Annotated in this window: 12 protein-coding genes; 3 read left to right on the top strand and 9 right to left on the bottom strand. The window is 64.7% G+C overall.

Annotation, left to right across the window (positions count from 1 at the left end; genetic code table 11):
* Window positions 1–52: 52 nt before the first annotated feature.
* From ACVMB0_RS19730 to ACVMB0_RS19715, 4 genes are all read right to left on the bottom strand, one after another.
* A complete protein-coding gene (locus ACVMB0_RS19730) occupies window positions 53–1,051 on the bottom strand; it encodes an ABC transporter substrate-binding protein (protein ID WP_461347361.1) in 999 nt (332 codons plus the stop codon).
* Between the two features lie 58 nt (window positions 1,052–1,109).
* Window positions 1,110–1,919 carry an ABC transporter permease gene (locus tag ACVMB0_RS19725; protein ID WP_461347360.1) on the bottom strand — a complete coding sequence of 270 codons (810 nt, stop codon included), beginning with the start codon at window positions 1,917–1,919 and terminating at the stop codon, window positions 1,110–1,112.
* A 252-nt stretch (window positions 1,920–2,171) separates the two neighbouring features.
* The gene (locus tag ACVMB0_RS19720) at window positions 2,172–2,876 is read right to left on the bottom strand and encodes a TetR/AcrR family transcriptional regulator (protein WP_456756012.1); all 705 of its coding nucleotides are present in this window, start codon (window positions 2,874–2,876) and stop codon (window positions 2,172–2,174) included.
* A gap of 242 nt (window positions 2,877–3,118) precedes the next feature.
* Window positions 3,119–3,979: a VOC family protein gene (locus ACVMB0_RS19715; protein WP_461347359.1), complete on the bottom strand. Its 861-nt coding sequence runs from the start codon at window positions 3,977–3,979 to the stop codon at window positions 3,119–3,121.
* A gap of 215 nt (window positions 3,980–4,194) precedes the next feature.
* Between ACVMB0_RS19715 and ACVMB0_RS19710 the strand changes: the two genes are divergently transcribed.
* On the top strand, window positions 4,195–5,088 hold the full coding sequence (locus ACVMB0_RS19710) for a sugar kinase (RefSeq protein ID WP_456756014.1): 894 nt from the start codon (window positions 4,195–4,197) through the stop codon (window positions 5,086–5,088).
* 23 nt (window positions 5,089–5,111) lie between these two features.
* On the top strand, window positions 5,112–6,020 hold the full coding sequence (locus ACVMB0_RS19705) for a ribokinase (protein ID WP_461347358.1): 909 nt from the start codon (window positions 5,112–5,114) through the stop codon (window positions 6,018–6,020).
* A 97-nt stretch (window positions 6,021–6,117) separates the two neighbouring features.
* On the opposite strand, the gene ACVMB0_RS19700 is transcribed toward ACVMB0_RS19705, so the two are convergent.
* Window positions 6,118–7,335, bottom strand: a complete 1,218-nt coding sequence (locus ACVMB0_RS19700) for an NAD(P)/FAD-dependent oxidoreductase (protein WP_461347357.1) — start codon at window positions 7,333–7,335, stop codon at window positions 6,118–6,120.
* A gap of 249 nt (window positions 7,336–7,584) precedes the next feature.
* Here ACVMB0_RS19700 and ACVMB0_RS19695 point away from each other — a divergent pair, with 249 nt between their 5' ends.
* Window positions 7,585–8,376: an enoyl-CoA hydratase/isomerase family protein gene (locus ACVMB0_RS19695; protein ID WP_461347356.1), complete on the top strand. Its 792-nt coding sequence runs from the start codon at window positions 7,585–7,587 to the stop codon at window positions 8,374–8,376.
* Window positions 8,377–8,609: 233 nt separating this feature from the next.
* Here the strand turns inward: ACVMB0_RS19695 and ACVMB0_RS19690 are convergent, their stop codons facing one another.
* The 4 genes from ACVMB0_RS19690 to ACVMB0_RS19675 form a co-directional block, all read right to left on the bottom strand.
* Window positions 8,610–9,950: a TRAP transporter large permease gene (locus ACVMB0_RS19690; protein ID WP_461347355.1), complete on the bottom strand. Its 1,341-nt coding sequence runs from the start codon at window positions 9,948–9,950 to the stop codon at window positions 8,610–8,612.
* The gene (locus ACVMB0_RS19685) at window positions 9,947–10,531 is read right to left on the bottom strand and encodes a TRAP transporter small permease (RefSeq protein WP_461347354.1); all 585 of its coding nucleotides are present in this window, start codon (window positions 10,529–10,531) and stop codon (window positions 9,947–9,949) included. The genes ACVMB0_RS19690 and ACVMB0_RS19685 overlap by 4 nt, the downstream gene beginning before the upstream one ends.
* 164 nt (window positions 10,532–10,695) lie before the next feature.
* Complete coding sequence (locus tag ACVMB0_RS19680) at window positions 10,696–11,688, bottom strand: TRAP transporter substrate-binding protein (RefSeq protein WP_461347353.1); 993 nt, start codon at window positions 11,686–11,688, stop codon at window positions 10,696–10,698.
* A 163-nt stretch (window positions 11,689–11,851) separates the two neighbouring features.
* Window positions 11,852–13,555 (bottom strand): IlvD/Edd family dehydratase, encoded by a 1,704-nt coding sequence (locus tag ACVMB0_RS19675; protein WP_461347352.1) that lies wholly within the window; start codon window positions 13,553–13,555, stop codon window positions 11,852–11,854.
* Window positions 13,556–13,661 lie beyond the last annotated feature (106 nt).

Genomic DNA, 13,661 nt, shown 5'->3' with positions numbered 1-13,661 from the left:
TCGGTGGTTATGGGTCCCTGCTTTCGCAGGGACGACAGCGGGGAATGTTGGGTCACGAATTACCCTTCGGCAGATAGTCGTTGGTGTAGAACGCCTTCGGATTGGCCTTGGCCTTGGCGTCGAGGCCGCCATATTCGACCATCAGATCGACCGACTCGGTCATGTTCTGGTCGGTGACCTGGAATGGCCGCTTGTCCTTGGTCTCCGGCGTACGATAGAGCGGGATCGTCAGCTCGAACCCCTGCGTCAGCGTCTCGATCTTGCCGCCCTTCGGGTTGGCGTCGAGGATCGATTGCGCGGCGGCCTTCGGCTCCTTCTCAGCGGCTTCAACCGCCTTTGTCGTCGCCGACATGAAGCGGCGCACCAGGTCGGCGTTGGCCTTCACGTAGTCGGAGTTCGCGATGATGCCCGACGACACCATGTTGATGCCGTAGTCGGCGAACTTGATCGGATAGACGTCCTTAGCCGTGGCGTCCTTGATCTTCATCGACTGGTCCATGACATAGCCGAGCAGCAGATCGGCCTGGCCGTTGATGACGGCGTTGAGCTTGGTCTGGCCGTCGCCGGCAACCGTGTTGAAATCGCTTTCCTTCAGGCCGGTCTTCTTCAGGAACAGCGGCCAGATCTGGGTCATCGAATCGGCGGGGGTGATCGCGACCGTCTTGCCCTTGATGTCCTCCGGCTTCCTGATGTTCTTGTCGACGAAGCCCATCACCGACATCGGGCTGGTCTGCAACAGCACGCCGGTGGCGATCACCGGCGCGCCCTTCACCGCCGCGCGCATCATCGTCGGCACGTCGACATAACCGAAATCCGCGGTCTTGGCGGCGACCGCCTGCGTGGTCGCGGCCGAGCCGCGGCCCTCCTGGATCTCCAGATCAATGCCTTCGGCCGCATAGATGCCCTTGGCCTTGCCGTAATAGAACGGCGCGTGCTCGCCATAGACGTACCAATTGAGCATCAGCACGACCTTGTCCGCCGCAGACGCGGGTGCCACCGCAAGCGCGGTCCAGGCCAGTGCGGCGCCGGCGACCGCAATCAAACGCTTCATGGTTGTTCTCCCTTTATTGTCCGCGGCCCTTGCGTGGGCCGCTTGTCCGGTTGCCGCGCTAGGACGCGAAGCTGATGTCGTCGCGCTGGCTGACGTGCCAGGGGATCACCAGCCGCTCGATGCGGTCGACGATCCAGAACAGGATGACGCCGAGCAGCGCCAGGATCACCAATGCGGCGAACATCGTCGGCAGGTCGAAGGTGCCGATCGATCGCTGCATCACATAGCCGATGCCGGAATTGGACCCGACGAACTCGCCCACGACGGCGCCGACCACGGCGAGCGTCACCGAGACCTTCAGCCCGGAGAAGATCGCTGGCATCGCATGCGGCAGGTTGACCGCGCAGAACACCTTGAAGCGGCTGCCCTGCATCGCGCGCGCCAGATCGACCATGTCGGGATCGACCGATTTGAAGCCCTGCACGGCCGAGACCACCACAGGGAAGAAGCCGAGCAGGAACGCGGAAATCACCTTGGGGATGATGCCGAAGCCGAACCACACCACGAACAGCGGCGCGATCGCGATCTTCGGCACCGACTGGGAGAACACCAGCAGCGGATAGACGTAGCTCTCGACCGTCTTCGAGCCCGCGATCAGCATCGCGACGGGAATGCCGAACACCGCCGAAAGCAGGAAGCCGCAGATCGTCGCATAGGTGGTCGGCCAGGACTGCCGCAGCAGCTCGGGCCAGTCGCTGATCAGAACCGCAACGACGTCGCCGGGCGACGGGATCTGATAGGCCGGGATATGGAACAGCCGGATCGAAAGGTCCCAGGCCGCCACGATGACGACCAGGAACAGGAACGGGCGCACCCATGCCGCATTCAGCACCTTCGACAGGCCCGAAGGGCTCTTTGCCTCCGCCACGCCACGCTCCCTTGCCGTTTCTCAATTCGGTTAGAAATTAACCCGTTGGATAAATACTGTCCAGCCCCCGGCACGCGGCAAAATCGCGCTGAAATTCCCACATTTCGTCAGATGAGAACTTTTGGGCTCGAACGCTTCGTAGCCCGGATGCAGCGAAGCGAAATCCGGGGGCCGGCCTCGCCATGGATAGAGGCGCCCCGGATTGCGCTTCGCTTCATCCGGGCTAGGAGTCATCGCAATGATCGCGAGACCTCACACCACGCGGTGTTCCGCAGCGCGCAGCACCGGCATCGCGCCACCGAATGCGGCGGTGGACTTGCCGGTCAGCGCCGCCAGCACCAGCGCGGTCATGTGCTCGAGGCGCTCGTCGCGGGCGTCCTTCTTCAAGAGGTCGCGGCCGAAGATCACGCTCAAGGTGGCGCTGTTGGAGAGATAGAAGAACGCGAGTCCCGCGATCGAGATATAGAGCTGCACCGGATCGACCGCGACGCGGAAATCGCCGCTCTCGACCCCGCGCGTCACCACGGTGCGGATCATCTCGACGAAAGGCGAGTGCATCGACTTGACCTTGGTCGAGCGCTTCAGGTGTTTTGCCTTGGCGAGGTTTTCCGTGTTCAGCAGTGCCAGGAACTCGGGGTTGCGCAGGAAATAGTTCCAGGTGAAGTCGATCAGGCGTCCGATCGCCTCGGGCGGATCGAGATGCTCGAGATCGAGCGTGCGCTCCTCGGCGCGGATCTTCTCATAGGCGCCTTCCAGTACCTCGAGATAAAGATCCTCCTTGTTGCCGACATGGTAGTACAGCATGCGCTTGTTGGCGCCGGCATTGGCCGCGATGCGGTCGACCCGCGCGCCCGCAAGGCCATGGGCGGCGAATTCCTGCTTGGCCGCCTCGAGAATCCGCAGCCGCATCCCCTCCGGGTCGCGCTGCCATCTCTGTATCCGCTTTGCCTTGGCCAATTCGGTCGCCTGTGATGCTGAGCTGACGAATGTAGCATGACGCACGCGGTTTGAGAACGAATGTTGTCGTGACGGTCGCTTCGTCATTCCGGGGCGTGCGCAGCACGAGCCCGGAATCCATCAGTCCGCTGAACGTGCGGCTTGTCCGGATTCTCGCTTCGCGAGCCCCGGAATGACAAAGAAAAATGGACGCACTTCCCCGTCACGCCCGCTGCCGGAACGACGCGCGTGCGAAACGCCGCCTAGTCTGGCTTTCCCTGCGAGGGCTGCACCAGGAGCGTCGGCACGCCGCAGGTGCCGTTGCGTACCGTCATCACGCGCGTGCCGGGCTTGCGGCCGGTGCGAATCTCCGAGACGTCGACGCCGGCGGCAACCAGCCGCGCATGCGTGGCGTCGATATCGGCCACCCGCCAGCAGATGCCGCGCAGCCGGTCCGGCGCGTCCGCCTCCGCCTTGCTGTTTCCCTTGCCCGGCCGGTGCGTGACCTCGACGACGAGGTCGCCGCAGCGGAAGAACATCAGCCGGCCCCACTCGGGATGCGAGCGATCGAGCGCCATGTCGAGCCCGAGCCGCGCGCCGTAGAGTGCAGCGGCGCGTTCCGGATCGGCCGTCGAGACCACGACATGATCCATCGCGGTGATCGAGGCCGGTGTGGTGCGCACCGACAGCGGCCGCTCCTGCTCCCGCTCCAGGAAGAACATCCGGATGCCGCGCGTCGCATCGGTCGCGGCGCGCGTGCGCCGCCATGACAGCGTGGCGCCGCTGGTCTCGTCGCGGCTCTCGACCTCGGCGACCGGCTCGGGCTTCAGCGTCAGCCGGTCGAGCCGGCGGTGCATCCTGGAGATATCGCCGACACGGAAGCAAAGGCTCGCAAGCCCCTCGCCCTGCGTCACGAGCGCGCTGCGGACGCGCTGGGCTGCGGCATCATCGCCGCGCGGCGCCATCAATTCCAGCGTGGTGTTGTCGAGCGTGAACAGCACGCGATCGGCGCCGTCGCCGCTGTTGCGCCAGGCCGGCGCCCGCGCGAACAGCGTCTGATAGGCGGCGCTGGCGGCGGTGATGTCACCGGTCAGGACGACGACGTGATCGAGGCCGGTAATCATGGCTGTGGTCTCCCCGAATCTGCCGTCATTGTGCGTCTCCTTAACCCGCCCGGAACCACGGCCCGCTCGGGGAATCCATCATCTCTACCTGTAAACCAAGCAGGGTTGCGAATATTTTCAGCGATTCGAGAGCTTCGGTTCTGATTTCAATCAGAACCGAAAATGCTCTAGTCTGGTTGCCGGCCGGGACCACACCAAGCGACGACGGACAACGAATGCAGGCTCTCTTCATCGGACAGACCTATATCGACGTCACCTTCATCACCGATCACATGCCGGTTGGCGACGAGAAGCACGTCGCCGACGCCTATGCGGTATCGTTCGGCGGCAACGCCGTGACCGCGGCGTTCTGCTGCGCCAAGCTCGGCATCCAGCCGGACCTGATCGCCACCATGGCCAATGACTGGCTGGGACGGATGTTCTGGGACATGGCCGACCGCTACGGTATCTCGTTCCACCCCCGCAAGGTCAACTCCTCCTCGCTGTCCTTCATCATGCCCCATGACGGCAAGCGCGCCATCGTCCGCTGCCGCGACGACCAGCACATCCATCCCTTTCCGCTCTTGAACATCAAGGGCTGCCGGGCGCTGCATATCGATGGCCACCAGCCGGACGCCGCGATCCACTACGCAAAGCTCTGCCGCGAGGACGGCATCCTGACCTCGCTGGACGGCGGCGGCCTGCGCACCAACACCCACGAGCTGCTCGCCTACATCGACATCGCGATCGTCGCCGAGCGGCTGTGCGAGCAGATGGACAAGACGCCGGAGCAGATGCTCGACTATCTCAAGAGCCGCGGCTGCAAGGTCGGCGGTATCACCATGGGCGAGCGCGGCCTGCTCTGGTATGACGAGGCGGGCGTGGTGCGCACCCTGCCGGCGTTTCCGATCCCGCGCGAGCGCGTGATCGACACCAACGGCGCGGGCGACGTCTTCCACGGCGCCTACATCTACTCTTACCTCTCGAATCCGAGCAAAGGCTGGCATGAGCATTTCAAGTTCGCGCGCGCGGCGTCGACCTACAAGATCCAGAAGCTCGGCAATGAGGCCGGCCTGCCGACGCTCGCCGATATCGCGGCCGTCAAGCAGGAGTTTCGTGCCGAGGCCTGACCGGGCGGATCGAGGCTAGGGCCATGCGGCACGTTTTCGTCGCCGGCAGCATCAATATGGACGTCGTGGCGACCGCCGAGCGCCATCCGCGGGTCGGCGAAACCGTGGCCGGCGAGGCCGTGCTCTATTTTCCCGGCGGCAAGGGCGCCAACCAGGCCGTGGCATCGGCAAAACTCGGCGTAGCGACCACACTCATCGGCAGGCTCGGCAGCGATGCGTTCGGCAAGGAGCTGAGAGCGTTCCTCGTCGCGCAAGGCGTCGATCTCAGCCTCGTCAAGACCACGGCTGGTGCGCATTCCGGCACCGCGATCATCACCATTGCCAATGCCGACAATACGATCGTGGTCGTGCCGGGCGCCAATGGGCTTGTCGACGCTCGTGATGTCGCGGTGCCCGCCCTGATGAAGGGCGACGTCGCGGTCAGCCAGTTCGAGATTCCGCTGCCGGCGATCACCGCGTTCTTCCGCCGTGCCCGCGCCGCCGGAGCCACCACGATCCTCAATCCGGCGCCGGCAAAGCAGGCCAACGGGACACTGCTCGATCTGGTCGACATCCTTGTTCTCAACGAGACCGAGCTCGGCGCCCTCGCCGGAACGGAGCTGCGAGACAGCGACACGCCGGAGCGCATCTCGGAGGCGGCCCGACAGTTGGGGCAAGGCAAGACAGTCTGCGTCACGCTCGGCAGGCGCGGCGTGCTGGCGCTGGTCGAGGGCCAGCCACTGCTGGTGCCGGGACGCGAGGTCAAGGCCGTCGACACCACAGGCGCCGGCGACTGCTTCGTCGGCGCCCTCGCCTCGCAGCTCGCCAACGGCAAGCCGCTCGGCGACGCGCTGGGCTACGCCAACGCCGCCGCCTCGATTTGCGTGCAACGGATGGGCGCCGCGCCGTCGATGCCGACGGCGGCGGAGGTCAAAGCCGCTCTCGATGCGTAGAAACGGAGGGTGGGCAAAGGCGCGTTTGCGCCGTGCCCACCATCGAGCGGACTGATCGTGATGGTGGGCACGCTATCGCTTTGCCCACCCTACGCACTCAGCTCAGCGCACTCTTCAAATCGAAGCTCGCATCCGCCGCCTGCTCCGGCGTGATCGAGCCGCCGGCGCCGAGCAGCCGGCGGCCGAACATGTGATCGCCGGCGCGATTGACCGACTCGATGCCGAGCAGCTGGTCGCCGCGATAGCAGAACGCCGAGAACGCGCCCTGCGCGCGGTCGCCGCGCACCACGACGCGGTCGTAGCCGGTGGTGAGGCCCGCCATCTGCAGCTTGTCGGGGCCCTGGTCGCTCCAGAACCACGGCAGGCCGTCATAGACCTCGGTCTTGCCGGTCAGCCGCGCCGCCACGCAGCGCGCATGGTCGGTCGCGTTCTGCACCGACTCCAGCCGCAGCGATCCGCCGAACCGCTTGCTGGTGTAGAGCGCGCAATCGCCGATCGCGGAAACATTCGGATCGGCGGTCAGAAGATGCTCGTCGACGATGATCCCGGATGCGACCGGCAGACCGGCTTCTGCTGCGAGCTCGACATTCGGCAGCACGCCGACGCCGACCACGACGAGATCGGCCGGGATATGCGTGCCGTTGCTCAGGCTGACGCCGGTGACCTTGGTACCATCGGCCTCGATCGCGGTAACCTGAACGCCGAGATGAATCCGGATGCCGGCCGCGGCGTGGCGCGACTGCGAGAACTCGGAAATCTCCGCAGTCACCGCCCGCGCCATCACGCGCGACGCCAGCTCGACCACGTCGACCTCGAGCCCCTTGGCCCGCGCGGTGGCCGCGAATTCGAGCCCGATGAAGCCGGCGCCGATCACCACGACGCGCATGCCGGGCGCGATCAAATCGCGCAGCGCCTGGCTCTCGTCAAGAATGCGCAAATAGCGAACGGCGTCGAGCCTGGCGTTGGGAATATCGAGCAGCCGGTTCCGCGCGCCGGTCGCAAATACCAGATGGCCGTAGTCGAGCGAGGTGCCGGAGGCGAGCGCGACCTTCCGGGCGTTGCGATCGATGGCGTGGGCACGATCGGTGATCAGCTCGATCTTGTTGTCGTGGTAGAAATTCTCGGGCCGGAACATCAGGGTCTCGGGCCCGCCGGTGCCCTTCAGATAGGCCTTCGACAGCGGCGGCCGCTGATACGGCAAATGACCTTCGTCGTTGAGCAAGGCGATGCGCTCGGTGAAGCCAGCCTGGCGCAGCGAGGCCGCGAGCTGGAAGCCGGCATGTCCGGCGCCGACGATGATGACCGAGCCTGTCATCGGAACAACCCAAATACGCGCGAGCAGGAGTGACCCATGCCGTTTCCTCTTGTCGATGTTAGCTTGCTCGCCCCGTCCCCACAGCGCTCGTGTCTGCGTACCGAAGGCGCGGGCTATTTGGCCTCATGGACCGCGTCGATGCAAGGGGGGTCCCCGGCGATTCTGGGTCCGCCGCGGCGCCGGGCCGGATTGCCACAGCTCCCGGCAAGGCCTTAAATGTCCGGAAATGACAAGCCCAAGGTCTTCAAAATGCCAGCACCCGCCTCCGCCAACGACCCCGCTCTGCTCCGCATCGATGGCGCCATCGCCACCATCACGCTGAACCGGCCGGCCGCGTTCAATGCGATCGACCTGACGATCGCCAAAAAGCTCAAGCAACTGAGCGCCGAGGTCGAGGCCAACAAGGACGTCCGCGTGCTGGTCATCGAGGGCGAAGGCCGCGCCTTCTGTGCCGGCGGCGATCTGCAAACCATTGGCGCCGCGACTGAGGCCAACAATGTCACGCCCGTGGTCGGCGAGATGCTGCATCACTACCACGCTTTCATCGAGACGGTCCGACGGATGCCGAAGATCGTGCTGTCCAGCGTGCATGGTTCGGCGGCCGGCGCCGGCATGGGCCTCGCCTTCGTCACCGACCTGTGCATCGCCGCGGACGACGCCCGCTTCACGCCCGCCTACGCCAAGATCGGCGTGTCGCCGGACGGCGGCAGCACGGTCGGCATCGTCGGCACTGTCGGTACCCGCCGCGCGCTGCAAATTTTCCTCGCGGAAGACGGCTTCACCGCGCAGCAGGCCTATGAATGGGGGCTGGTGGTCAAGACCGTGCCGGCGACCGAGCTGAAGGCCGCCACCCGGCAGCTCGCCGAGCGCCTGGCCAAGAATCCGCCCGCCGCGATCGCGGCCACCAAATCACTGGTCTATCAGGCTGCCACCACGCCGACCAAACAGCAGCTCGATGCCGAGGAGCACAAGATCATCACGACCATGCATACCGACGATTTCCGCGTCGCGGTGAAGAAGTTCACCAGCAAGTCGAAGTAGCAACAATAGGTACGACTGCGTGACAGCCGCTGTTGCCTGTCATCCGGTGCCACCTCGCACTGCCGTCATTGCGAGGAGCGATAGCGACGAAGCGATCCATTTCTCCGCTTGCGGGGCGATGGATTGCTTCGCGGAGCCTGTCATCCGGCGGCGCTTCGCGCCGACCGGGTGGCTCGCAATGACGTGGATGGAGCGATGCGAGCTCCTCCCCATGAAGGTCCTCCCCGGTAGGGCTAGTTCGGGCAGATGTAACCGGTGCCGCCGGGGGCCTTGAAGCAGCCGACGGATTCCGGGATCACCTGCTTGGGCAGCCACAGCACGACCTTCGGGAAATAGATCGTGAAGCAGATCGTGACCAGGAACACGACATAGATCGGCAGCGCCGCCCGCAGTGCCTTCGCAAAACTGATGCCGACGAATTTCGAGGCCATCAGCAGCACCAGCCCGTAGGGCGGCGTGATCAGGCCGAACGCCAGCGTCGCGATCAGCACCACGCCCATGTGGACGCCGTTGATGTCGCCGGCCTGAGTCAGCGCATTGACCAGCGGCATGAAGATGATGATGGTCGGCACCGGCTCGATGAAGTCGCCGACCACGGTGAACAGCAGCACCATCAAGAGCATGATGAGATGCGGATCGTTGCCGGCGATCGAGGTGATCCAGTCGGCGATGTAGATCGCGCCGCGCAGATAGGCGAGCATCCACCCGAACGCGTTCGCCGCGCCGATCGTGATCAGCGGCAGCGAAAAAATGAGACCGGCAAGGCAGAAATCGTACGGGATCTTCTTCAGGTGCCCGCGGTTCAGCGCCGGGATCACCACGATGATGATGTAGGCCACCGCGACCACGCCGGCCTCGGTCGGCGTGAACCAGCCGGTCAGGATGCCGCCGAGCAGGATCACCGGGATCATCAGCGGCAGCGCTGCGTCGCCGGCTGCGAACGCGATCTGGCGCAGCGGCGCGCGCGGCTTGCGCAGGCCTGAGGGGCCGAAAAAGTAGCAATAGATCATCAGCCCGAAGCCGATCATCAGTCCGGGGACGACGCCGGCCATGAACAGGCCGGCGATCGAGACATTGCCGACCGCGCCATAGACCACGGCCGTGATGCTCGGCGGCACCAGCGCCGCGATGGTCGAGGCCGAGGCGATGATCGCGGCGATGAAGGCCGGCTCGTAACCCTCACGCCGCATCGGGCCGCCGAGCGCCCGGCTCATGACGGCGACGTCGGCGGTGGTCGAGCCCGACATTTCCGAAAAGAACATGCTGAACACAACGACGACCTGCGACAGCCCGCCCCTGATATGCCCGACCAGCGAAACCGAGAGGTTGGCGATGCGGACCACGACGTTTGCCGAGCTCATGAGCTCGCCGACCAGGAGGAAGAACGGAATCGCAAGCAGTGCTTCGGAATCGACGCCGTCGAAGATCTTCTGGATGATCGCGGCCAGCGACACGTCGGACAGCATCGCACCGACGAACACGCCGGCCATCAGCGAGAACGGCACCGGCACGCCGAGATAGCCGAAGAACAGGAAGCAGAACGACATCAGCGCAAGCACGACCGGTGCGCTCACGGCTGCGCTCCCGTCGCTGCGCCGGTATTGATCGCCGGGATCGCAAGGTCGTCATCCGGCGGCTCCGGATGATCAAAGCCGTTGCGAATGCCGTTGACGAGCTGCTCGATCGTGAACAGCCCGATCAGGATGCCGGACAGCGGGATCACCGCATAGAGCGAGGCGATCGGCGTGCCCGACGGCAGGCGGAAGCTGCCGAAGCCGCGCAGGTAGTTCTGGTAGCCATACCAGACCAGGCAGAAGGCGACGCCCAGCACGACCAGACGAATGATAATCTCGACGAATGTCCGCGACCTGCCATGCATCGCCTCCGAAATCGCGGTGAGATAGAGATGATCGTTGCGCCGCGTCGCGACCGCGGCACCGATGAAGATCGCATAGATGAACAGCGTCGAGGTCACCTCCTGCAGCCATAGCCAGGGATGGCCGATGGTCCGGGTGACGATGTCGGCAGTCACCGACAGCGAGAAGCCGAAGCACAACAGGCCGCACAGCATCATCAGGACCAGCTCGAGCCGGTCGAGCGCCCGCCATTTCAGATGCCGCTGCCGTTGCAGCACCAGTTTGTCGGCGATGGCCATGCTCGAAATTCCTCGTCGTCCCGGCCTAGTGCGCAATTGCGCACGGGGGGCCGGGACCCGTAACACCCGGCGCGTGTTGTTTTGATAAAAACGGCGGCCAGTGCTTCAACCGATAGGCCGCGGCGTATGGGTCCCGGCCTTCTCCGGGACGACGCATGGAGGGGCTAGTTGATCGCGCGGATCAAATTCTTGATCTTCTCCGCATGCGGACCGAGATCCTTGGCGAGCTTGTCGAGATAGGGATCGGCGATCGCGGTAAAACTCTTCTTGTCGACGTCCTCGACCACCTTGACGCCGAACGATTTCAGCTTGGTCAGCGCGCTCCGCTCGAGCTCGAACGCCTTCTGCGGCTCCTTGGCGCTGACCTCGTTGGCGGCCGCCTGCACCCACTGCTTCTGCTCGGCGGAGAGGCTCTGCCAGAGCTTGTCGGAGACGAACAGCAGCGCATTGTTGGCCTCGTGCTCGGTGATCGAGAGCACCGGCGCCACCTCATAGTGCTTGTTGACGAGATAGACGTTGATGCTGTTCTCGGCGGCGTCGACCACGCCGGTTTGCAACGAGGTGTAGACACTGCCGAACGGCATGTGCACGGTCTGCGCGCCGTAGGCCGGAAACATGGTGTCCTCGGTCGCAGTCGCCTGCACCCGGACCTTCAATCCCTTGAGGTCGCCGACGTTGTGGATTTCCCGCTTGCTGTAGATGTGGCGCACGCCCTGCGAGCCGGTGCCGATCACGTGCAGGCCCTGCGTGGTTTCGTCGATCATGGTCCTGATCGCGTCGAACACCTGCGGGTCGGCCAGTGCCTTGATCACATGGGCGTCGTTGCGGAACAGGAAATGCAGCGACATCACGCCGGCCTGCGGCGAGATCGTCGCGGTGTTGGCGGAGGAAATGATCGCGAACTCGATATCGCCTGATTTCACGAGTTGCAGCAGCTGCGGCTCCTGGCCGAGCTGCGCGCCGGGATATTGATCGACGATCAACGTGCCCTTGCTCAACTCCTTGAGCTTGTCGGCGAACAGATCGCCGGCGACCGAATAGCCGGTGTTGCGCGGCTGGTCGTAGGCGAAGCGGAAATGCTTGACCTCCTGCGCGCCGGCACGCGCGGGCAGCAGCAGCGCCGCTGCGGCCATGACGATCCCGACGATTTTGGCCATATAGCCCATCGCGACGTTCCCCCTGTTTTTGATTGACAGGATCATCCCACCTGCGGCGCGGGATTGTCAATAAAACAGAGGTAACCAGCTCGTCGTAGGCGAGAATGAGCGCCGCATTGCTGAAATTATCGACAATTCGGCTGCTGCGCCGAATTTTCGCGTGCTACTTCCCCTTGGCGCGCATGAAGTCGAAATCGCAGCCCTCGTCGGCCTGCAGGATGGTCTCGTTGAAGAGATGCGCATAGCCGCGCCTGGCCCAATCAGGCGTACCGGCCGGCGCGAGCGCTGCGCGACGCTTCTGCAACTCGGCCTCATCGACCAGGAGATCGATGCTCCGCTTGGCGACATCGAGCCGGATCATGTCGCCGTTCCGAACCAGCGCGAGCGGACCGCCGACGGCGGACTCCGGCGTGATGTGCAACACGATGGTGCCGAACGCGGTGCCGCTCATCCGCGCATCGGAGATGCGGACCATGTCCTTGACGCCAGCGCGCGCGAGCTTCTTTGGGATCGGCAGATATCCCGCTTCGGGCATGCCCGGCGCGCCCTTCGGCCCGGCGTTGCGCAGCACCAGCACGTCGTCGGCGGTCACGTCGAGCGCGGGATCGTCGACCCGCAGCGTCATATCCTCGACCGATTCGAACACCACGGCGCGGCCGGTGTGCTGCAGCAGCCTCTCGCTCGCCGCCGACTGCTTGATGACGGCGCCGCGCGGCGCGAGATTGCCGTGCAGGATCGCCATCGCGCCTTCGGACTTGATCGGGTTGGCCTTGGAGCGGATCGCGTCCTGTCCCGGCACGTCTTCGGCGTTGGCGACGATCTCGCGCAAGGTCTGACCGGTGATGGTCTTGGCGTCCAAGTCGATGAGGTCGCCGAGTTGCGCCATCAGCTTCGGCACGCCTCCGGCATGATGGAAGTGCTCCATGTAGTGCTCGCCCGACGGCTTGAGATCGACCAGGACGGGCACTTCGCGGCCGAGCCTGTCGAATGCCGCGAGGTCGATCTTGTGCGGCGAGCGATTGGCGATGGCAGTGAGGTGGATCAGCCCGTTGGTCGAGCCGCCGATCGCCTGCATCACGACCTGGGCGTTGCGGAATGACGCCGGCGTCAGGATCTCGCTCGGCTTCGGTCCCTTGGTCTTCGCCATCTCGGCGGCGACGCGGCCGCTCGCTTCGGCGGAGCGGAAGCGTTCGGCATGCGGTGCCGGGATCGTCGCGCTCATCGGCAGCGACAAGCCGAGCGCCTCGGTGATGCAGGCCATTGTGGACGCCGTGCCCATCACCATGCAGGTGCCTACGGAAGGCGCAAGACGTCCGTTCACCGCCTCGATCTCGTTGTCGTCGATCTCGCCGGCGCGATACTTGCCCCACAGCCGGCGGCAATCGGTGCAGGCGCCGAGCACCTCGCCCTTGTGATGGCCGACCACCATCGGGCCGACCGGAATCACCACCGTCGGCAGATCGGCGCTGATCGCCGCCATGATCTGCGCCGGCAGGGTCTTGTCGCAACCGCCGATCACGATCACCGCATCCATCGGCTGGGCGCGGATCATCTCCTCGGTATCCATCGCCATCAGATTGCGCAGATACATCGAGGTCGGATGCGCAAAGCTCTCGGCGATCGAGATGGTCGGGAATACGAACGGCATCGCGCCCGACAGCATGACGCCGCGCTTCACCGCTTCGATGATCTGCGGCACGTTGCCGTGGCAGGGATTGTAGTCGCTGTAGGTGTTGGTGATGCCGACGATCGGGCGATTGAGCGCATCGTCGGAATAGCCCATCGCCTTGATGAAGGCCTTGCGCAGGAACAGCGAGAAGCCGGCGTCACCATAGCTGGTCAGTCCCTTGCGAAGTCCGTCGGCCATTTTCTTCTCGTCCCATGGTTATCCGGCCGCACTTAAGGAGCGGCGGGAATTATTGTCAATATGAGATAATCCGGCGACAGAGCACGGCTGGTCTGCGGCAAAATCG

It is taken from the genome of Bradyrhizobium sp. USDA 4451, from assembly GCF_054822585.1.
This window is presented reverse-complemented; position numbering and strand designations above follow the sequence as displayed.